The organism is Pseudomonas sp. FP597 (genome assembly GCF_030687435.1).
Taxonomy (GTDB): Bacteria; Pseudomonadota; Gammaproteobacteria; order Pseudomonadales; family Pseudomonadaceae; genus Aquipseudomonas; species Aquipseudomonas lactucae.
Window position 1 is genome coordinate 3,654,947 of the sequence record NZ_CP117432.1, and the last position, 21,602, is coordinate 3,676,548.

Annotated in this window: 16 protein-coding genes; 12 read left to right on the plus strand and 4 right to left on the minus strand. The window is 63.0% G+C overall.

Features of this window, described 5'->3' with window-relative positions; translation table 11 throughout:
- Nucleotides 1–16: 16 nt before the first annotated feature.
- Nucleotides 17–4,885 (minus strand): NAD-glutamate dehydrogenase, encoded by a 4,869-nt coding sequence (locus PSH66_RS16705; RefSeq protein WP_141063981.1) that lies wholly within the window; start codon nt 4,883–4,885, stop codon nt 17–19.
- A gap of 487 nt (nt 4,886–5,372) precedes the next feature.
- Here PSH66_RS16705 and PSH66_RS16710 point away from each other — a divergent pair, with 487 nt between their 5' ends.
- The 12 genes from PSH66_RS16710 to PSH66_RS16765 all read left to right on the plus strand — a co-directional run bounded on the left by PSH66_RS16710 (nt 5,373) and on the right by PSH66_RS16765 (nt 19,704).
- Nucleotides 5,373–5,726: a hypothetical protein gene (locus PSH66_RS16710; RefSeq protein WP_042944814.1), complete on the plus strand. Its 354-nt coding sequence runs from the start codon at nt 5,373–5,375 to the stop codon at nt 5,724–5,726.
- Between the two features lie 165 nt (nt 5,727–5,891).
- Nucleotides 5,892–6,851, plus strand: coding sequence for a MoxR family ATPase (locus PSH66_RS16715; protein ID WP_003174327.1), 960 nt, complete (start codon nt 5,892–5,894; stop codon nt 6,849–6,851).
- A 5-nt stretch (nt 6,852–6,856) separates the two neighbouring features.
- Complete coding sequence (locus PSH66_RS16720; RefSeq protein WP_141063982.1) at nt 6,857–7,789, plus strand: DUF58 domain-containing protein; 933 nt, start codon at nt 6,857–6,859, stop codon at nt 7,787–7,789.
- Nucleotides 7,786–8,280 (plus strand): DUF4381 domain-containing protein, encoded by a 495-nt coding sequence (locus PSH66_RS16725; protein ID WP_003174330.1) that lies wholly within the window; start codon nt 7,786–7,788, stop codon nt 8,278–8,280. Before PSH66_RS16720 ends, PSH66_RS16725 begins: the two co-directional genes overlap by 4 nt.
- Nucleotides 8,273–9,361 carry a VWA domain-containing protein gene (locus PSH66_RS16730; RefSeq protein ID WP_305427254.1) on the plus strand — a complete coding sequence of 363 codons (1,089 nt, stop codon included), beginning with the start codon at nt 8,273–8,275 and terminating at the stop codon, nt 9,359–9,361. The genes PSH66_RS16725 and PSH66_RS16730 overlap by 8 nt, the downstream gene beginning before the upstream one ends.
- Nucleotides 9,358–11,097 carry a tetratricopeptide repeat protein gene (locus tag PSH66_RS16735; protein WP_305427255.1) on the plus strand — a complete coding sequence of 580 codons (1,740 nt, stop codon included), beginning with the start codon at nt 9,358–9,360 and terminating at the stop codon, nt 11,095–11,097. The genes PSH66_RS16730 and PSH66_RS16735 overlap by 4 nt, the downstream gene beginning before the upstream one ends.
- Nucleotides 11,094–12,734: a BatD family protein gene (locus tag PSH66_RS16740; protein ID WP_003174333.1), complete on the plus strand. Its 1,641-nt coding sequence runs from the start codon at nt 11,094–11,096 to the stop codon at nt 12,732–12,734. The genes PSH66_RS16735 and PSH66_RS16740 overlap by 4 nt, the downstream gene beginning before the upstream one ends.
- A gap of 362 nt (nt 12,735–13,096) precedes the next feature.
- Nucleotides 13,097–13,342, plus strand: coding sequence for a DUF3077 domain-containing protein (locus PSH66_RS16745; RefSeq protein WP_305427256.1), 246 nt, complete (start codon nt 13,097–13,099; stop codon nt 13,340–13,342).
- Between the two features lie 461 nt (nt 13,343–13,803).
- Nucleotides 13,804–14,058, plus strand: coding sequence for a DUF3077 domain-containing protein (locus PSH66_RS16750; RefSeq protein ID WP_305427257.1), 255 nt, complete (start codon nt 13,804–13,806; stop codon nt 14,056–14,058).
- Between the two features lie 179 nt (nt 14,059–14,237).
- Nucleotides 14,238–15,479, plus strand: coding sequence for an exonuclease SbcCD subunit D C-terminal domain-containing protein (locus tag PSH66_RS16755; protein WP_003174335.1), 1,242 nt, complete (start codon nt 14,238–14,240; stop codon nt 15,477–15,479).
- Nucleotides 15,476–19,114 (plus strand): AAA family ATPase, encoded by a 3,639-nt coding sequence (locus tag PSH66_RS16760; RefSeq protein ID WP_305427258.1) that lies wholly within the window; start codon nt 15,476–15,478, stop codon nt 19,112–19,114. Before PSH66_RS16755 ends, PSH66_RS16760 begins: the two co-directional genes overlap by 4 nt.
- Nucleotides 19,111–19,704, plus strand: coding sequence for a glutathione S-transferase (locus PSH66_RS16765; protein ID WP_305427259.1), 594 nt, complete (start codon nt 19,111–19,113; stop codon nt 19,702–19,704). The genes PSH66_RS16760 and PSH66_RS16765 overlap by 4 nt, the downstream gene beginning before the upstream one ends.
- A gap of 39 nt (nt 19,705–19,743) precedes the next feature.
- Here the strand turns inward: PSH66_RS16765 and PSH66_RS16770 are convergent, their stop codons facing one another.
- The 3 genes from PSH66_RS16770 to PSH66_RS16780 form a co-directional block, all read right to left on the minus strand.
- Entirely contained in the window at nt 19,744–19,923 is a 180-nt protein-coding gene (locus PSH66_RS16770; RefSeq protein WP_003174339.1) for a hypothetical protein, read from the minus strand.
- A gap of 156 nt (nt 19,924–20,079) precedes the next feature.
- Nucleotides 20,080–21,255, minus strand: coding sequence for a lactonase family protein (locus PSH66_RS16775; RefSeq protein ID WP_042944817.1), 1,176 nt, complete (start codon nt 21,253–21,255; stop codon nt 20,080–20,082).
- Nucleotides 21,242–21,532, minus strand: coding sequence for a DUF5629 family protein (locus PSH66_RS16780; protein WP_042944819.1), 291 nt, complete (start codon nt 21,530–21,532; stop codon nt 21,242–21,244). Before PSH66_RS16780 ends, PSH66_RS16775 begins: the two co-directional genes overlap by 14 nt.
- Nucleotides 21,533–21,602: the final 70 nt, after the last annotated feature.

The window sequence follows — 21,602 nt, forward strand, 5'->3', positions numbered from 1 at the left end:
GTGTTTCACCAAGGCATCAAGCCGGTTGCAGCACCGACTGACCGCTCAACGCCAGGTCCAGCAACTCACGGTTGGCCACCGCGTACATGGCGTAGTCCGTGCCGACCGCGGCACGAATTTCCACCATCATTGCGCGCCAGCGATCGGCCATGTCCTGGTGCTGCTCAAGCCACAGGGCCACACGGGCTTCCATGTCTTGTGGCGCGTCGGCCATTTGCAGTACCGAGATGGTGATCGCCCGTTGCTGCCAGTCCACATCGTCGCGGAACGCTTCGCGGGCCTGGGCCTGCCAGTTGTTGGCTACCGGCAGATCGCTGATCTGCTGCAGGTACCATGGCAAGTCCAGGGCGCTGCCGACGGCGAAGTAGGCCTTGGCCACTTCGGCGGCGTCATGCCCGGTCACGTCGGCGGCTTCGATGATCGGCAGCAAGGTGTACAGGTGGGTCGTGCCTGCAACCATGCGCGCCAACAACTCCGGTACACCGGCTTCGGTGTAGGCCTGGTAGCGGGTCTGCCAGCCTTCGCGGGTCGGGCCTTCCAGCAGTTCGTCGAGCTTGAGGCCCAACGCGGCCAGGTGCGGACCGAAGTGCGCGGTGTCACGCCCGGCGTCCTGCTCGTTGCGACGGCTGCGCAGGAACCAGCGCGTAGCGCGGCGGCCCAGGCGCATCAGTTCGTCCATCAGCTCCAGTTGCACCTCGGCGGACACCTGGTGGTCCAGCGCTTCGATCTGACGGAACCAATGCGGGAGATGGAAGATGTCACGCACGATCACATAAGCGCCCGCCACATTCGCCGGGCTCATGCCGGTCGACTCTTTGAGTCGTTGAACGAAGGTGATGCCCATGTGGTTGACCAGGTCGTTGGCGATCTGGGTGCTGACGATCTCACGCTTGAGGCGGTGGCGACGCATGGCTTCGCCGAACTTGGCCACCAGGCTCGGTGGGAACGCGGTCTCCATGTCACGGGTCAGGTAGTCGTCATCCGGTACCAGCGACTTGAGCAGCGCTTCCTTGAGGTCGATCTTGCTGTAGGAGATCAGCACCGACAGTTCCGGACGGGTCAGGCCCTTGCCGGTCGAGGCGCGCTCGGCCAGTTGGTCTTCGGTCGGCAGGTACTCGATGGCACGGTCCAGCTTGCCACGGCCTTCCAGGTCGCTCATCAGGCGCTTGTACTCGGCGGCACGCTCGTAAGCCTTGCGCGCGGCCAGGGACAGGGCCTGGGTCTGCTTGTAGTTGTTGCCCAACACCAGGCTGCCGACTTCGTCGGTCATGCTCGCCAGCAACTGGTTGCGTTGCTTGTCGGTCATGTCGCCGGCCTGCACCACTTCGTTGAGCAGGATCTTGATGTTCACTTCGTGGTCGGAGCAGTCCACGCCACCGGCGTTGTCGATGAAGTCGGTGTTGGAACCGCCGCCATTGAGGCCGAATTCCACGCGACCCAGTTGGGTCATGCCGAGGTTACCGCCCTCGCCCACCACCTTGCAGCGCAGCTCGTTGCCGTTGACGCGCAACGCGTCGTTGGCCTTGTCGCCCACATCGGCGTGGCTTTCGATGCTGGCCTTGACGTAGGTACCGATGCCGCCGTTCCACAACAGGTCCACCGGCGCCTTGAGCAAGGCGTTCAGCAGTTCGGTCGGGGTCAGCTTGTCGGCCTGGATGTCGAAGCGTTCTTTCATCTGCGGCGAGATGGCAATGCTTTTGGCGCTGCGCGAGAAGATACCGCCGCCTTCGGACATGATGCTGGTGTCGTAGTCGGTCCAGGCCGAACGCGGCAGCTCGAACATGCGCTGGCGCTCGACGAAACTGGTCGCCGGGTTCGGGTTCGGGTCGATGAAGATGTGCAGGTGGTTGAAGGCCGCGACCAGTTGCAGCTTGTCGGACATGAGCAAGCCGTTACCGAACACGTCACCGGCCATATCGCCGACGCCGACCACGGTGATGCTGTCTTCCTGCACGTTGATGCCGCGCTCACGGAAGTGACGCTGCACACCGACCCACGCGCCCTTGGCGGTGATGCCCATTTTCTTGTGGTCGTAACCGGCCGAACCGCCGGAGGCAAACGCATCACCCAACCAGAAGCCGTAGTCGATGGCAATGCCGTTGGCGATGTCGGAGAAGGTCGCAGTGCCCTTGTCCGCCGCCACCACCAGGTACGGGTCATCGTCGTCATGACGCACGACGTTGGCCGGCGGCACCAGCGCGCCGTCCTTGAGGTTGTCGGTGATGTCCAACAGGCCGGAAATGAAGATGCGGTAGCAGGCGATACCCTCGGCCGCGATCTCGTCACGGCTGCCGCCCAATGGCAGGCGACGCGGCAGGAAGCCGCCCTTGGCGCCCACCGGCACGATCACCGAGTTCTTCACCTGCTGGGCTTTTACCAGGCCCAACACTTCGGTGCGGAAGTCTTCTTCACGGTCGGACCAGCGCAGGCCGCCCCGCGCAACGTTGCCGAAGCGCAGGTGCACGCCTTCAACCCGTGGCGAGTACACGAAGATTTCAAACTTCGGCACCGGCTTGGGCAGCTCAGGGATCGCACGCGGGTCGAACTTGAAGCTGAAGTACGACTTGTTCTGGCCGTTGGCGTCGGTCTGGTAGAAGTTGGTGCGCAGGGTGGCCTTGATCAGGTCCAGGTAGCGACGCAGGATGCGGTCTTCGTTGAGCACCTGGACGTCGTCCAGGGCGCTGAGGATCGCTTGTTCCAAACGTTGCTGCTTGTCTTCCAGGTCGTCGGCGGTAAGCTTGCGCGCCAGGTAGAAGCGGGTCTTGAACAACCGGGTCAACTCACGGGCGATGTCGGTGTGGTTGTTCAGGGTGCTGGCGATATAACCCAGGTCGAAGCCCAGGCGGATCTGCTTCAGGTAACGGGCATAGGCACGCAGCAATGCCACGTCGCGCCACGGCAGGCCGGCGGTGAGAACCAGGCGGTTGAACGCATCGTTCTCCGCATCGCCATGCACGATGTGCACGAACGCGTCCTGCAGGGTGTCGTTGAGCTGCTGGATATCCAGGTTCACGCCTTCGGCGGCGATGAATGCAAAGTCATGGATCCAGAATTCGCGGCCATTGGCGTGGCGCAGACGGTACGGGAACTCGCCCAGCACGCGCAGGCCGAGGTTTTCCAGGATCGGCAGCACGTCGGACAGTGCCAGCGGCGTGTCGGCGTGATACAGCTTGCAATGCAGCTCACGCTGGCCAGAAACCTGGCCCAGCGGCTGATAGAAGCTCATCACCAGCGGGTTGGCTTCGGTGAGGCTGAGCAAATGCTGCATGTCGACCACAGCCGAATGCGCAGCGAAACGCTCGCGGTAGCCGGCCGGGAAGCCTTTCGGGAAATCCGCCAGTACGTTGGTGCCATGGGCTTCGCCGAAGCTCTCCACCACCAGGCTCGCGTAGTCGTCCTGCCAGCTGCGGCAAGCCTGCACCACTTCTTTTTCCAGTTGCAGCGTGTCGATGTCGAGACGGTTCTTCGGGTCGACCCGCAGGATCAGCTGGACACGGGCCAGCACGGATTCGGAGAAGAAGGTCCAGAACTCGCAGTCCGAGGCTTTCAGGCGATCCATCAGCACTTGCTGGATCTTCTGGCGAACTTCGGTGGAATAGATGTCGCGCGGTACATAGGCCAGGCAGTAGCAGAAACGACCGTACGGGTCTTTGCGCAGGAACACGCGGATCTTGTTGCGTTCCTGGATCTGCACAATCGACATCACGGTGCTGAACAGCTCGTCGACCGGGGTCTGGAACAGGTCATCGCGGGGCAGCACTTCAACCACCTGCGCCAGCTCCTTGCCCAGGTGCGCCTTGGCCTGGAAGCCCGAACGGCGTTCGATCTCGGCGACTTTGCGGCGGATGTACGGGATGACTCGCACACTTTCGCCATACACCGACGAGGTGTACAAGCCCATGAAGCGGCATTCCTTGATGACCTTGCCGTCGGCATCGATCTCGCGGATCGACACGTAGTCCGGGTAGGCCGGACGATGCACACGGCTTGGGTGCGCGGCCTTGGCGAACGACAGTACGGTCGGCTCGCGCAGGTAGGACACGGCGTAGTCTTCGATGCGCAGGTCGTCGGCGGTGAGGCCGGCACGCAGCAGCTTGGTCAGACCGAGGAACGAGCTGGCGTCATATTCGATATGGCCGCCGTCCGCCTCGTCACGTACCACGAATTCTTCATAGCCCAGGAAGGTGAAGTGGTTGCCCACCAGCCATTCCAGGAAGTTCTTGATCTCGGCCTTTTCTTCGCCGTCGATGCCGAACGGGCTGGCGTCGATACCGGCCAGCAGATCCTGGACCTTGGCTTTCATCGGCTCGAAATCGGCCACCGCCACGCGCACTTCACCCAGCACCTGCTCCAGCTCTTTGCTCAGCACATTCAGTTCGGCCGCGTTGGCGCAGCGGTCGATTTCCAGGTACATCAGCGATTCTTGCTCGATGCCTTCGCCCTGGGTGCCCTTGGGCAACACTTCCAACAGCTCGCCCTTGCTGTCACGCCGCACGCTGAGCACGGTGGTCTGCAGGGTGTGGATGCTATAGCCACGACGGTTCAGCTCGGTACGCACCGAGTCCACCAGGAATGGCAGGTCATGGTGCAGCACTTCGACCGCGGTGTGGGTCGACTGCCAGCCATGACGTTCGTAATCGGGGTTGTAGACCCGCACCTGCGGTTGGGTGTGGTCAAAGCGCTCAAGCAGGCGCCAGGCAGACAGGGTGCAACCGGCCAGGTCGGAAAGGCGACGCTGGGTCAGTTCGTCCAGGGAAATGATGCCGAAGAATTGTTCAGCGAACAGCGCCACTTGTGGCAGTGCCTGTTCACTGATGTGCTGCGCCAGTGCCGCTTGCAGTTGATGCTGGAAGTCGGCCTTGCTGGCTGCGGTGAAGAACGCCATCTGTGGTACTCCGCTTGGGCTTGTTATTGATGGAAGCGTCGCGTGTTATCCCCTTGGGGGGACCGTCAGCTCTGTTCGCTGGTAACGAGTTAAGCACCATAAACGAATCAGGGTGACAGGTGGGTGAAGCTGGACAGGACAGTCAGGTCACATACAACTTCCATAAGATGCGCACCTTGCCGGGTGACGGTACGACGGGCAGGTCAGGCGCCCGGAACGCGCGCATCCGTTGCGCAGCTTAACGAGTGTAGAAGCACTGCTCTTGCAGCGCTGCGACATATTCGGTCATCGGTAAGCAGGCTTGGAGTTGCGACGGGTGCAACCCGGAAGTTGCGGGGCAAAAACAGGCAGTTTTCAAACCTGCGAGTACCGAAAATGACTGGCTTTGCCCGTCAGGTCATGCCCCGTTGTGACACGGGATGCAGCAGAAAATTCGCCGCAATGGCACAATTGCCGCGCCGCGCCCTTCCCCCAGACAGGATTTCCCATGCTGCAATTTAAAACCGACGCCCTGATGGCCACGCCGTGCGACGACGAAGAAGACAACATGGCCATGCTTTGCTGCCACGGAAAAAACGGCGAGATGTTCATGCTGACCCGTTACCCGGATGAGGATGAGGTCGAACTGACCTGGGATTACGAGCCCTCTACCCTGGATGGGCTGAAGGTGACGCTGGGCGACACCACCCTGTTGGTGGAGCTGGCCACTGGTGATGCCGATGCATTGGGTGGCAAGGATCAGTTGCAGATCACCCACTCCACGGCCGCATCCGACCTGGCCGAGGTGGAGCAAACCCTGCAGAACATCCTCAAAGGCACCGGCACCTACACCCGAATTTAAGCCCCCTCCCACATTGCCCCTGCTCCTGCACAAATTTCCTACAAGTTTTGCCAAAAATACCCGTTACGCCGTTAGTCGCCACACCCCTCGATGCATTAAAGTAATGCCCCCCAGCCCGTGTTCGTTGCACAGCACGCGGGCTCATCTTTCCAGGAACCGTCATCGATGGAACATCGTGAAGCGCTGCTCGCGCTGCGAACCTTTCTTTCTACGCAGATTCTCGGCCAGGAAAAACTCATCGATCGCCTATTGATCGCCCTGCTCGCCGACGGCCATATGCTGGTCGAAGGCGCGCCGGGGCTGGCCAAGACCAAGGCCATCAAAGAGCTGGCCGAGGGCATCGAAGCGCAGTTCCATCGTATCCAGTTCACGCCCGACCTGCTGCCGGCCGACATCACCGGTACCGAGATCTATCGTCCGGAAACCGGCAGCTTTGTGTTCCAGCAGGGGCCGATCTTCCACAACCTGGTGCTGGCCGACGAAATCAACCGCGCGCCGGCCAAGGTGCAGTCGGCCTTGCTCGAAGCCATGGCCGAGCGCCAGGTCAGTGTCGGACGCAGCACCTATGACCTGTCGCCGCTGTTTTTGGTGATGGCCACGCAAAACCCTATCGAGCAGGAAGGCACCTATCCGCTGCCCGAAGCCCAGCTCGACCGTTTCCTGATGCACGTCAAGATCGGCTTTCCCGACGCGGCCGTAGAGCGGCGCATCCTGCAACAAGCCCGTGGCGAAGCGCTCAACGGTGAAACCAAACCCGAGCGCCGCGTCAGCCAGCAGGCGATCTTCGCCGCGCGCAAGGAAATCCTCGGCCTGTACATGGCCGATGCGGTGGAGGAATACCTGGTGCAACTGGTCATGGCCACGCGCACCCCGGCCAAGTTCGACCCGGAGATGGCCGAGTGGATCGCCTATGGCGCAAGTCCGCGCGGTTCCATCGCCCTGGACCGCTGCGCCCGCGCCCATGCCTGGCTGGCCGGGCGTGACTTCGTGAGCCCGGAAGATATCCAGGCGGTGCTGTTCGACGTGCTGCGCCATCGCATTATCCTGTCGTTCGAGGCCGAAGCCGCCGGTATTGACCAGGACCGCGTGGTGCAACGCATTCTCGACGTCGTTGCCGTCGCTTGAAATCGATGAACGCAAGCGCAGGGGTCCGCGTCACGCTCAGCGAGTTGATTGAGATGCGCCACCGCGTGCGCGAAGTGCAGCTGTTTTCGACGCCGAGCCAGCGCAGCCCGTTGATCGGCCTGCACCACTCCAAACTGCGCGGGCGCGGGGTCGACTTCGACCAGGTGCGCGTGTACCAGGCCGGTGACGACGTGCGAACCATCGACTGGCGGGTGACCGCACGCACCCAGGAACCGCACACCAAGCTGTTCCACGAGGAGCGCGAACGCCCGATTTTCATCATGGTCGAGCAAAGCTGCCGGCTGTTTTTCGGTTCGGGGCAGATGTTCAAGTCGGTGCTCGCGGCGCAGGCGGCGAGTTTGATCGGCTGGGCGGCGCTGGGGCATAACGACCGGGTCGGCGGGCTGGTCTTCGGCGACAACGAACACTACGAGATCAAACCCCGGCGCAGTAAACAAAGCCTGCTGCAACTGCTCAACCGCCTGGTGCGCGTCAACCAGAGCCTGGACACCGAAAGCCACCCGGAAGCCGACGCACTGGGCATGGCCTTGCGCCGTGGCCGCGAAGTACTGCGCCCCGGCAGCCTGGTGATCGTGATCTGCGACGAACGCGCGCTCAGCGAAGGCGCCGAACAGCAACTGAGCCTGCTCTCACGCCATTGCGACCTGCTGCTGTTGCCGATCTCCGACCCGCTCGACCACGCCCTGCCCGCCGCCGGGTTGCTGCGCTTTGCGCAAAGAGGTGCGCAACTGGAACTGGACACGCTCAACGTCGACCTGCGCCAGGCCTACAAGGCCCAGGCCGAAGCGCGCATTGCACGCTGGGAGTTGCTGGCACAGAAACTGCGGGTGTTGCTGATGCCCTTGAGTACCCAGAGCGAAATGGTCGAGCAACTGCGCGAATACCTCAACCCGCAACGCCCGGTTAAAAAACAATGAGCAGCCTCGACCAACTGCAACCGCTGATCGCGCCGCCGGCCATCGGCTTCTGGCCGCCCGCGCCAGGCTGGTGGCTGTTGCTGCCGGTGATCGCACTGCTCGGCTGGGGCCTGTGGTCGCTGCGCCGTTTTCTGCCCACGCGGCGCCCGGTGGCGCGAGCCGAACAACCGTTGGACCCGCTGCGCATCGCCGCCCTGGCCGAACTGGCGCTGATGCCCAAACCCTACGACGGCGCACCCGCCGGGGCCTGGCTGCAACAACTCAACGGCCTGCTCAAACGCCTGTGCCGCAACGACTACCCCTACAGCCAGAGCCACACCCTCAACGGCCGCAAATGGCTGGCGTTCCTCGACAATCGCTGCCCGGCCGCCGGCCTCACACGCTGGATGGTCCTGGTGGAAGGCGCCTACAAGCCCGAATGCAAACTCGATGACAAGGCGATTGCCGGCCTGACCCAAGCGATCGACACCTGGATTCGCAAACATGTTTGAGTTTGCCTGGCCGTGGATCTTCGCCCTGCTGCCTTTGCCCTGGTTGATGCGGCTCATGCTGCCCGCGGCCGACAGCGGCGAGCCGGCACTTAAAGTCAGCTATCTGAGCGACCTCGAAGGCCTCGCCCGGCGCCGTGCCCGGGTGAACCTGCCGGGCTGGCGCCAGCAAGCGCCGTTCGTGGTGCTGTGGCTGCTGCTGTTGACCGCCGCCGCGCGCCCGGAATGGCTGGGCGAACCGCTGCCGATTGCCGCCAGTGGCCGCGATTTGCTGGTGGCGGTGGACGTGTCCGGCTCCATGGATTTCCCCGATATGCACTGGCGGGACGAAGACGTGAGCCGCCTGAGCCTGGTCAAACACTTGCTCGGCGACTTTCTGCAGGAGCGCGAAGGCGACCGCGTGGGCCTGATCCTGTTCGGCAGCCAGGCCTACCTGCAGGCGCCGCTGACCTTCGATCGCCGTACCGTACGCACCTGGCTCGATGAAGCGCGCATCGGCATCGCCGGCAAGAACACCGCCATCGGCGACGCCATCGGCCTGGCACTCAAGCGCCTGCGCCAGCGCCCGGCACAGAGCCGCGTGCTGATCCTGGTCACCGACGGCGCCAACAACGCCGGGCAGATCGACCCACTGACCGCCGCGCGCCTGGCCGCCGAAGAAGGCGTGAAGATCTACCCCATCGGCATCGGCGCCGACCCTGAGCAGACCGGCTCGCTGGGCATCCTGGGCGTGAACCCGAGCCTGGACCTCGACGAACCTGCGCTCAAGGCCATAGCCGCCGCCACCGGCGGGCAGTATTTCCGCGCCCGTGACGGCGAAGAGCTGCAAGCGATCAAGCAAACCCTGGACACACTTGAACCGGTGCAACAACAACCGACCCAGGCCCGCCCGGCTCAGGCGCTGTACAGCGGCCCCCTGGCGTTGGCGCTGCTCTTGAGCCTGTTGCTGGTCATCCAGGAACGCTGGCCAAACAACGCGTTGCAACGCGCGCTTAACAAGCTGTCGAGCAAAGGCATTTTCCTGCCGCAAAGCCCTGAATGGCGCCAGCGCCTCAAACGCCTGCGTTTGCGGAGGCGTCGATGATCGACCTGTGGCCGCACCTGTTCCGCCCCTGGTGGCTGCTGCTGCTGCCGTTGCTCGGCTGGCTGCTGTGGCAACTGTGGCACCGACAAAAGCGCGCCGGGCGCTGGCAGATGATCCTGCCGCCGGCGTTTCACGCCGTGCTGCTCAGTGGTGGCAGCGGACGCGAAAGCAAATCCCCCTGGGTGGTGCTCGGCATTGCCTGGCTGTTGGCCCTGTTGGCGCTGCTCGGTCCCAGTTGGCAGCGGGTTGAGCAGTCCAGCCAGAAACCGTCCGACCCGCTGGTAGTGCTGCTGGAACTGACCCCGGAAATGCTCGCCACCGACAGCCCGCCCAACCGTCTGGAACAGGCCCGGCGCAAGCTGTACGACTTGCTGCAGGCGCGCACCGATGCGCAAACCGCCATCGTCGTCTATGCCGGCAGCGCGCACACCCTGGTGCCGTTGTCGGATGACCTGGCCACCAGCCGCAACCTGCTCGAGGCCCTGCGCCCTTCGATCATGCCCGAGTCCGGCCACCGCGCCGACCTGGCCGTCGACAAAGCCCTGGGCTTGCTCAACCAGGCGGGCCTGGGCCAGGGCCGCCTGTTGCTGATCGGCTCGTCGCTGTCCAAGCAGGAACGCCAGGGCATTCGCCTGCTGCTGCAAAGCAACCAGGCGCCGAGCCTGTCGATCCTCGGCATCGGCAGCCGCGAAGGCACGCCAGTGACCCAGGAGAGCGGCGAATTCCTCAAGGACGAACAAGGCGCGATTCTGGTCCCGCGCCTCGACAGCCCGACCCTCAAGGCCTTCGCCAGTGAAATGGCCGGGCGTTACCGCGCCGCGCGCCTGGACGACAAAGACCTGCGCCAGCTCGGCGTGCTCGACCCACCCCAAGCCTTGCGCAACGACGGCCAGTTGCTGCACCTGGACACCTGGGCCGACCAGGGTTACTGGCTGCTCTTGCCGCTGCTGTTGCTGGCCGCCTGCGCCGCGCGCCGCGGCTGGCTGTTCTGCCTGCCCTTGTTGCTGTTGATGGCTCCCCAGCCCAGCTACGCCTTCGAGTTCCAGGATTTGTGGCTGCGCCCCGACCAGCAAGGCCAATACCTGCTGAAGAAAAAACGCCCGGCCGAAGCCGCCGAACACTTCCAAGACCCGCAATGGCAGGGCGTGGCGCTGTACGAGGCCGGCAACTACGCCGAGGCCATCAAGCGTTTTGCCGAAGGCAATGACGCTTACTCCCACTATAATCGTGGCAATGCCCTGGCCAGGTCCGGCGAGCTGGAGGCCGCGGTGGACGCCTACGAACAAGCCCTGGAAGCTCAGCCCGACCTGCAACCGGCGCTGAAAAACAAAGCCCTGGTGGAAACCCTGCTGCAGGAACAGGCGCGGTCCGAGCCCGAGCAGCCGGCAAAAAACGAAGATGACGAAACCGGCCAACCCGGCCAAACTGCGCAACCGGGCGCCAGCGGGCAAAACACCACAGGCGGCGAAACCTCGACCCAGGGTCAGGGCGAAGCCGGCACCGGTGAGCCCCAGGCCGGCACCCCAGCGCAACCCGGCGGCAACGAAGTACCGGGCAGCGAGCTGGGCGACGAACACACCACCACCCCGCCGCTGCGCACCCATGACGCCAGCCTCGACGGCGAACACCGCCAGGCCCTGGAACAGTGGCTGCGGGAGATCCCGGACAACCCCGGCGAACTGCTGCGACGCAAATTCTGGTACGAACAGCAACAACATCAGGACAAGACGCGATGAGCCGCCGCACCACCCTACTGCTCCTGCTGGCGTTATCGGCGGGCCACGCCCAGGCGGCAAGCCTGGTCGCCAGCGTCGACCGCAGCCGCCTCAATTCCGGCGAAACGGTCGAACTGACGGTGGAATCGAGCGATGTGACCCAGTTCGGCAAACCGGACCTGTCACCGCTGGATGCGCAGTTTGAAGTCAGCGGCACGCGCCAGATCAACCAGCTCACCACCCTGGGCGGCGACAACCACGCCACCACCCGCTGGATCATCACCCTGCTGCCCAAGGAAAACGGCACCGTGGTCATCCCGCCCCTGCAAGTGGGCGACTACCAGACCCAGCCCATCAGCCTGCAAGTGCTGGAAACCGCCAGCCAGAACACCAACGCCGAGCTGGCGCCGGTGTTTATCGAAGCCAATCTTGACCAACCCAACGTGTACGTGCAGGCCCAAGTGCTGTTGACCGTGCGCGTGTACCACTCGGTATCGCTGTACGACGACAGCAGCCTCACGCCGTTGCAGATTCCCGACACACGCGTGGAACAACTGGGCGAGTCGCGCACCTACGAAAAAGTCATCAACAGCATCCGCCATGGCGTGATCGAAACCCGCTACGCGATCTACCCGCAGCACAGCGGCAGCGTGACGATCCCCGCACAGACGTTCAGCGCAACGCTGGTGGAGTCGCGCCCGCCGCAGGAAAACACCCTGCAAGGCACCAAGCCCGGCAAGTTGATCCACGTCAGCTCAGCGCCACTCACATTGACAGTCAAGCCCAAGCCCGAGCGGTATCCGGCCGACGCGCCCTGGTTGCCGGCGCGCAGCCTGACCCTCACCGAGGGCTGGAACCCGGAGCCTGAGCACGTACAGGTCGGCGACTCGCTGACCCGCAGCCTCACGATCAAGGCCGAGGGTTTGTCCAGCGCCCAGTTGCCGGCGCTGCCCAGTACCGACATCAACGGCCTGCGCCGCTACCCGGACCAACCGGTGCTCGGCAACCAGACCAGTGACCGCGGCCTGGTCGGCAGCCGCGAAGACCGCGAGGCACTGGTGCCCAACCGCGTCGGCGCGCTCGAACTGCCACCGGTGGAAGTGCTGTGGTGGAACACCCACGAGGATCACCTCGAACGCACCAGCCTGCCGGCCCGCACCCTGCAAGTGGCCAACAACCCCAGCCTGGTGGTCGACACGCCGGCCACGCCCACCATCATCACCGCCCCGGATGACAGCCGCCTGTGGCTGTGGCAACTGAGTACCTTGCTGCTGGCCTGCACCACCCTGCTCGGCTTCGGCCTGTGGTGGCGCGCCCGCCGACAACCGGCGGTACAGCGCGCCACGCAAACCGGCCCCAGCCCACGCACTCTGCTCGATGACCTCAAGCGCGCGACCCAGGCCAACGACCCCCACGCCACCCGCCAGGCCCTCGACGCCTGGGCCCGCCAGCAACCGGAAACCCTGGCGGACATGGCGGCGCGGTTCGTGCCGTTGTCGGATGCCTTGGATGGGTTGAATGGCGCGTTGTACAGCGAGAGTGGCCAGTATTGGTTGGGCGAGGAACTGTGGCGCGCGATCAAAGCCATTCCAATGGCCGAGCGCGAGCAAGACCCGGCGATGGATAGCACCAGCCTGCCGCCGCTGTATCCCAAATAACCCCCTGCATCCCAGACACACCACAAATCAAAATGTGGGAGGGGGTGAAATGCATTGTTAAAGGCCAGCAATCCATATCCCTTTAATTTGCAGGACGTTTCCTAGACAATCCTTCGGCCTTGCGCCTGCTCACCTCACTGGCTAGCCTTCGCTCCGTCGCTGCATATCAGCGATCGGGTGTGGAAACCTGGGAATTAGTAGGCGTCATGATCGTATGCACACGCTCAATGGCGGCTGTACGCGGGCAGACTTCGGTCTGGCCGAGTCCTACTACTCGGTTTTCCACCCCGCGTATGGCTGCCACCTAATCTGTCGTGTGGAAACGACACAGGTGGCTCCCCCATTTAGTAGGAGCTTCACCCATGAACAAAATCGTCCCCGACCCACCCTATACCCCGCTCTTCGTCGCCCACGAAAACCTCAGCTTCGAAGACGCCATCGCCAGCATTTCCTCCTTGCTGCGCTGCGCCGCCACCACCGCCACCGAAACGGCCGAAGGCTTGACCGGCACCCAGCGCGACATGGCCTGCGCCACCGAGCACCTGATCGACATGGCCCGCACCCTCGCCGACCGAGCGCTGGATTGCCTGCAACCACCCCCCAACTAACGCCGCATAACCGTGTGGGAGGGGCGGTGCGACGATTCGACTTGCTCCCGATAGCGGTGGGTCAGTTGAATAATGTATGACTCATACACCTATATCGGGAGCAAGCCCCCTCCCACACTTGATTTGTGTCGTCTGGTGAAATGCATTGTTAAAGGCCAGCAATCCATATCCCTTTAATTTGCAGGACGTTTCCTAGACAATCCTTCGGCCTTGCGCCTGCTCACCTCACTGGCTAGCCTTCGCTCCGTCGCTGCATATCAGCGATCAGGGGTGAGATCCTGTGATGTACGGAGCCAAGTGCCACAACCGCGAGCAACATGCTCTATGGCGGCTGTGTGCGGGCAGACTTCGGTCTGGCCGGGTGCTCCTGTACCGGTAATCTCACCCCGCACATAGCTGCCACCTTTTGACGAGTGAGATCGGCAAAAGACTGGCTCCCAATCCAAACAGGAGCTTTACCCATGAACAAAATCGTCCCCGACCCACCCTGTGTCCCCCTCTTCGTCGCCCACGAAAACCTCAGCTTCGAAGACGCCATCGCCAGCATTTCCTCCTTGCTGCGCTGCGCCGCCACCACCGCCACCGAGACGGCCGAAGGCCTGAGCGGCACCCAGCGCGACATGGCCTGCGCCACCGAGCACCTGATCGACATGGCCCGCACCCTCGCCGACCGGGCATTGGATTGCCTGCAACCCACCCCCACTAACGCCGTGTAACCCCTGTGGGAGGGGGCTTGCTCCCGATATAGGTGGCGGTGGGTCAGTTGAACAATGTATGACTGATACACCGCTATCGGGAGCAAGCCCCCTCCCACAGTTGACCTGTGTCGTCCAAAGCGCCGCATTCACATAACAGGTAAACTCCCCTCCTTTTCATCTTCTCCACGGAGTTCGCCTTGCGTCTGTTCCACACCTCCGACTGGCACCTTGGCCAAAACCTGCACGGCCAGGAACGCGACTTCGAACACGCCTGTTTCCTTGAATGGCTGCTGGGCCAGCTCAAGACCCATCGTCCGGATGCGCTGCTGATCGCCGGCGATATCTTCGACACGGTCAACCCGCCGCTCAAGGCCCAGGAGCGGCTGTACGATTTCATCATCAGCGCGCACGAGCAAAACCCCGACCTGACCATGGTGATGATCGCCGGCAACCACGACTCCGGCTCGCGTATCGAATTGCCCGCGCCGTTGATGCGGCGCCTGCGCACGCATGCGCTGGGCCGCGTGCTGTGGCTGGATGATGGCCAGTTGGACGCCGAGCGCCTGCTGATCCCGTTGCCGAATGCCAAAGGCAAGATCGCCGCCTGGTGCCTGGCATTGCCTTTCCTGCGCCCGGCGCAAGTGACCGGTGCACAGCTGGGTGACGATTACCTGCGCGGTATCGGCTTGGTGCATGAAGGGTTGATCGCCGCCGCCAACGCCAAACGCAAAAAAGGCCAGGCGCTGATTGCCATCAGCCATGCGCACATGGCGGGGGGCTCAGTGTCGGAAGACTCCGAACGCAGCCTGATCATCGGCAATGCCGAGGCGCTTCCCGCCAAACTGTTCGACAACAGTGTCGGCTATGTTGCCCTCGGTCATTTGCACAAGCCGCAAAAGGTCAATGGCGAAGAGCGCATTCGCTACAGCGGCTCGCCGATTCCGCTATCGTTTTCCGAAATCGGCTACAAGCACCAGGTTCTCGATGTGACATTCCAGGGCCAGGCCCTGGTCAGCGTCGAACCGCTCTTGATTCCCCGCTCGGTGAACCTGCAACGCCTGGAAGCCGCGCCCCTGGCCGATATCCTTAAACAACTGGCCGACCTGCCCGACATCGATCTGCTCGCCGAAACCCAGCGCCATCCCTGGCTGGAAGTACGGGTACGCCTCGACGAGCCGCAACCGGACCTGCGCCAGCAAATCGAAACCGCCCTGCAAGGCAAGGCCGTGCGCCTGGTGCGCATTGCCGCCGAATATGCCGGCAAACGCGGCCAGGACGAGGCTGACGACGCGCGCCTGATCGAACTCGACCAGCTGACGCCGCAGGAACTGTTCAGCCGCGCCTGGCAGGACAGCTACGGCAGCGAGGTGGATGAACAGACCTTGAAAGACTTCGCCGTGTTGCTCCAGGACGTGCAGCACGAGGAGGAACAGCCATGAAAATTCTTGCCATCCGCCTGAAGAACCTGGCCTCGCTGGCCGGCCCGTTCGAGATCGACTTTACCGCCGAGCCCCTGGCCAGCGCCGGGCTGTTTGCGATCACAGGCCCCACCGGGGCCGGTAAAAGCACCCTGCTCGACGCGCTGTGCCTGGCGCTGTTTGGCGCCGTGCCGCGGCTGGGCGACACCGGCCAGGCGAAAATGCCGGATGCCGACACGGACATTTCCATCGGCGACCCGCGCACCCTCATTCGACGCGGCACCGGCGGCGGCTATGCCGAGGTGGATTTCGTTGGCGTCAGCGGCCGTCGCTACCGCGCGCGCTGGGAAGCCAACCGCGCCCGCGACAAGGCCAGCGGCAAGTTGCAGAACAGCCGCCAGAGCCTGATCGACCTGGACAGCGACCAACTGCTGGCCAGCCAGAAAACCGAATACAAGACCCAACTGGAACTGGCCCTGGGCCTGAATTTCGAGCAGTTCACCCGCGCCGTGCTGCTGGCGCAAAGTGAGTTCAGCGCGTTCCTCAAGGCCAACGACAACGAACGCAGCGAACTGCTGGAAAAACTCACCGACACCGCGCTGTATACCCGCCTCGGCCGCCGCGCATTCGACAAGGCCAAAGAGGCCAAGGACGCGCACAAGCAGTTGCAGGACCAGGCCACCGGCGTGGTGCCCCTGGCTGCCGAGGCCCGCGCCGAACTGGATCAGCAACTGGCTGACGCCCAGCAACAGTTCAAGCTCCAGCAGGCTCAACTCAAACAGTTGGAGTTGCAGCACACCTGGCTCAAGGAACTGCGCGAATGGCAGGAGCGCCAGCTCGACGCCACGGAACACGTGCAACGGGCCCAGGCCGACTGGAACAACCTGGCCGCACAACGCCAGGACCTGAGTTGGCTGGAGCAGTTGGCACCGCAACGCCATCACTTCGCACGCCAGGCGGAACTGAGCACCCTGCTGACGCCTTTGGCCACGCAGATTCAGCAGCACGTCCAGCAGCAAAGTGCGTTGCAGACCCGGCAGGAGCAGGCCCAACAGCAGTTGGCCGGCGCCCAGGCGGCACTGGCCGACGCCCTGAAAAGCCAGGCTGATGCCGCTGCGCTGCTGCGTCAGGCCTTCGAAGAGCAAAGTACCCTCGCCCACTTGAGCAAAGACCTGGCCAAGCGCAGCGAAGAGCACCTCCAGCAGCACAGCGCCTGCACCGAAGGCCAGACCCAGCTCAATGGTTTGCTGGACAAGCAAGCCCAGGTTGCCGGTCGCCTGCAACGTCTGGGCGCCGAGCTTGAACGCAGCGCGGCCCTGGCACCGCTGAGCGAGGGTTGGACCTACCAGCGCGAGCGCCTGCAACAGCTGATGGTGATTGGCAACCGCCTGAAAAAGGGCCAGGAAGAACTGCCGCAACTGGAAGCACGCGCCACCCGTGCCGCCGAACAGTTCAGCGCACAGCGCGACTCGCTGGACCTGCTGTACCAGGAGGCCGGTGCCGAACCCCATGCGGTGGCCGAGCAGATTCAACTGCTCGCCAGCCTGTTGCAGGACAATCGCAAGCAACAGCGCGCCTTTGAAGACCTGACACGTCTGTGGGAAAGCCAGCAACAGCTCGACCAGCAAGCCGCCGCGCTGACGCAAAAGCTCGCCGACGCCCAGCAACAACGCGAGCAACTCAACCAGACCGGCCTGCAAGCCAAAGCTGAACTGACGGTTGCCGAGCAGACATTGACGGTGACCAAACAACTGCTCGAGCGCCAACGCCTGGCGCGCAGTGCCAGCGTCGAGGAACTGCGCGAGCAGCTACAGGACGACCAGCCGTGCCCGGTGTGCGGCAGCCATGAGCATCCGTATCACCAACCCGAAGCGTTGCTGCAAAGCCTCGGCCGCCATGACGAAAGCGAAGAGGCCACGGCGCAGAACGCCGTCGACACGCTCAAGGAAAAACTCACCGAACTGCGTGCCGAAGTCGGCGGGCTGATTGCCCAGCAAAAAGAGTTCCTGCAACAGCAGGAGCAGTTGGCCGCGCAACAACAGGCGCTGAAACCGAGCCTGGATGCGCACCCGTTGGCCGCATCACTGTTCAACCAGGACGCCGCCAAACGCAGCCCTTGGCTGGCTCAGCAACTGGCCCAGCTGACGCAAAGCATCACCCAGGACGAGCAACGCCAGGCCGCCCTGCTCAACCTGCAACAAAACGCCGGGCGTTTGCAGCAGCAATTGCAAGCCGCCCAGGACGCCAGCCAGCAGGCGCGCCAGTTGCTGGTGGACCAGCAGCGCGAACTGTCCAACGACCGCGAACGCCTCGACGAAGAACTCAATGCCTTCGCCAGTCTGTTGCCGGCCGAGACCCTGGAAGGCCTGCGCAAGGAACCTGCGGCCACCTTCATGCAGTTGGACCAACAGGTCAGCCAACGCCTGGAGCAACTGGGCCATCAGCGCGATGAGCTGGCCGAGCAGCAGGAACGCCAACAGGCCATTGAGAAACAACAGACCCACCAGCAGCATCGCCAGCAGCAACTGGAGACACTGGCCCAACAGGTCGGCGAACTGACCACCCAACAGCAGGCCGCCCAGCAGACACTCCGCGACCTGCTCGGTAACTACGACAGCGCCGAACAGTGGCAGCAGCAACTGGAGCAGGCCGTCGCACACGCACGCCAAGGCGAAACCGACACCAACCAGCAACTGCAAGACAACCGTACTGCGCTGGTGCAATTGGCCGCCGACCTCAAGGCCCAACAGCAACGCCAACAGGCGCTGCTTGCCGAACAGCAGGCGCTCGATAGTCGTCTTCACGAATGGCGCGGCCTGCACCCCGAACTGGATGACGCCGGCCTTGCCCGGTTGCTGGCCTTCGACGAAACGCAGATCAACGCACTGCGCCAGCAGCTGCAGCACAGCGAAAAAGCCGTCGAACAAGCCCAGGTCCTGCTGCAGGAGCGCGAACAGCGCCTGGCCGAACACCAGGCCCTGCACAACGGCAATCTCGACGCCGAACAGCTGGACAGCACCCTCGCCACCCTCAACCGGCAATTGGCCGAAGGCGAGAAACAGCTGGCCGAACTGCGCGCGCGCCAGGCCGAAGACCAGCGTCGCCAGGACGCCAACAGTGCCCTGGCCGACCAGATCGCCACGGCCTATGACGAGTGGCAGCGCTGGGCACGCCTGAACGCGCTGATCGGCTCGGCCACCGGCGACACCTTCCGCAAGATCGCCCAGGCCTACAACCTCGACCTGCTGGTGCACCACGCCAACGTGCAATTGCGCCAACTGGTGCGCCGCTACCGCCTCAAGCGCGGCGGCAGCATGCTTGGCCTGTTGGTGATGGACACGGAAATGGGCGACGAGCTGCGCTCGGTGCATTCGCTGTCGGGCGGTGAGACGTTCCTGGTGTCGCTGGCGTTGGCCCTGGGCCTGGCGTCCATGGCGTCCAGTACGTTGAAGATCGAATCGCTGTTTATCGACGAAGGTTTCGGCAGCCTCGACCCCGAGTCGCTGCAATTGGCGATGGACGCGCTGGATGGCTTGCAGGCCCAGGGCCGCAAGGTGGCGGTGATCTCTCACGTGCAGGAAATGCACGAGCGCATCCCGGTGCAGATCCAGGTCAAGCGCCAGGGCAATGGCTTGAGCACGCTGGAGGTCAAGTGAGCGAGGCGCTGCTGTATTCGTTCAGGCGCTGCCCCTATGCCATGCGTGCGCGCCTGGCATTAAGGTACTCGGGCATTGCCGCGCGCATCATCGAAGTCAGCCTCAAAGCCAAGCCGGCCGAGATGCTGGCGCTGTCGCCCAAGGGCACGGTGCCAGTGTTGAGCGTGGACGGCCAGGTGATCGATGAGAGCCTGGCGATCATGCAATGGGCACTGGCGCAGCATGACCCGGACAATTGGTTGCTACAGGGTGAGCCTGCGGTGCTGGCGTTGATTGCCGAGAATGACGGGGGCTTCAAACATTCCTTGAATCGATACAAGTACGCCGAGCGGTACCCGGAGCAGCCGATGGAATTCTATCGAGCCGAGGGCGAGGTGTTCTTGAGCAAGCTTGATGCGCTATTGGCTGGGCGTGATTACTTGCTGGCCGATCATCTGAGCCTGGCCGACGTGGCACTGGCGCCGTTTGTGCGCCAGTTTGCCCATGTGGATCGAGCGTGGTTTGCCGCCACGCCGTATCGGCGATTGCAGGCCTGGTTGCAGCGTTTTCTGGAAGCGCCGCTGTTTATCGCAGTAATGGCCAAGATTTAAGGCAGGCTCGATCCACATTGGACCTCTGCGGCCTGAAGCTCAGTGCTGGTGTTTGTGATCCAGCGCAGCGTAGAAATTGGCGCTCTGTTGCAGGTATTTCTGGGTGTAGGCACTGGTGCTCGATTGCTTGCCGGCAACCTCCACACTGGCCGAAGCCGGCAGTGCAACAGTGGCCGATACAGCGGAAGCAGCGATAACAGAGAAGAGATTGAAGTTCATGGCGGTAACCCTCGTGTTCGTTTGGTTGAGTGGCCGGGGAAGGCCTTGGAGCCAAACTTACGCCCGAGGGTTGAACCTTAGAAATGCTTTGAAACAGTAGCCGCTATTAATAGAATTAATACCAAGAGTCAGGCCCCGCACTCCGGGGCCTGTGGCTTATTGACGCAGCAGAAACTTGAGGTCACTGGGGGCGTCGATCGGCAGTTTTTGCACGGTTTTACCCAACAGGCCGGTCTTGGGATCGCGTTCAACCACCACGATTTCATTGCTTTTCTGATTGGCGATCAACAAGAACTTGCCGCTGGGATCCAGGCTGAATTCGCGCGGATGGTCGCCTTCTACCGAGCGCTGCTGCACCTGCTTGAGGTGAGCGGTGGCCGGGTCGATGCTGAACACCAGGATATGGTTGGCCGTACCCCGGTTGCTCACATACAGGAACTTGCCGTCGCTGGAGGCATGCAGCGCCGCGCCGGCTTTGTCCGACACCGGTTGCCCGGTGGCGTAATCCACCAACTGGGTTTGGGTCAGCTTGCCGTCGGCGTAGTCGAACACCGCCACCTGGGCGCTCATCTCGGTGGTCAGCCAGGCGTGCTTGCCATCGGCGCTGAACAGCAGATGACGCGGGCCGCTGCCCGGTGGCAATTGCACCGATGCAGGATTGGCCGGGGTCAACGGCTGCTCGTGGTTGGCCTTGGGGTCGTAGCGGTAGGCAAACACCTTGTCGGCCCCCAGGTCCTGGACGAACACGTACTTGCCGTCCGGCGACGACACCACCGAGTGCACATGGTTGGACGCCTGGCGCTCAGGGTTGACGCGGCTGGCCGGATGCGCGCTCAGCTGCACCGGCGGCGAGAGTTTGCCCGAGGCGTCCACCGGCAGGATCGCCAGACTGCCACCCGGATCTTCCATCACCGAGTAGTTGGCGACGAACAGGTAGCGCCCGTCAGCGGCGAGGCTGGAGTGGGTCGGCTCGTTGCCCAGGCTCTGTACCTGGTTGATCAAGGTCAGTTGATGATTCTGCGGATCAATGCGGTAACTGCTCACACGACCGACCGCGTCTTTTTGCCCAGGACCATTCTCGTTGACCACAAACAGGTGTTGCTGGTCTTTGGAAACCGTCAGCCACGAGGGGTTGGCGGCCTTCGCGGCCAATACCGGCTTGCCCTCGAACTGGCCGGTGCGGCTATCAAATTGCAGGCGGTAGATGCCTTCGCTGGTACCGGCGGTGTAGCTGCCCACCAACAGTTCATAGGTAGCGGCCGGTGCAGCCTGCACCGACATTGCACCGACACTGCCGGCCATCAGCAGGGGCCAGAATTTACGCATCATCATCGGCTTCATCCTCGTCATTATTGTTATCACCCGTGATCGCACTCAAGCAGACCAGACGATGCTCGCCGTCTTCGTTCACCAGCAGCCAGCTTTGCAAGGTCTCATCAAAAGTCGCGGCACTCAGCTGTTCTGGACTGAATGTCCAACGTTTGAGTTCCCGACCATCCATGCTTTCGATCCGCAGGTGCTGATCGAAGGTGAAATCGAAGGCGTGGAGGTCATTGATGATCAGCATGTCGCTGGTGGTCAGAGCAGTCGTCAGGGTGTCGGCAGTCATTACGGAATCAGTCATCTGAATAAGAAGAGCAGGCATGATAGGCGAGTTTCGCCCCCGCACCCAACGTGCC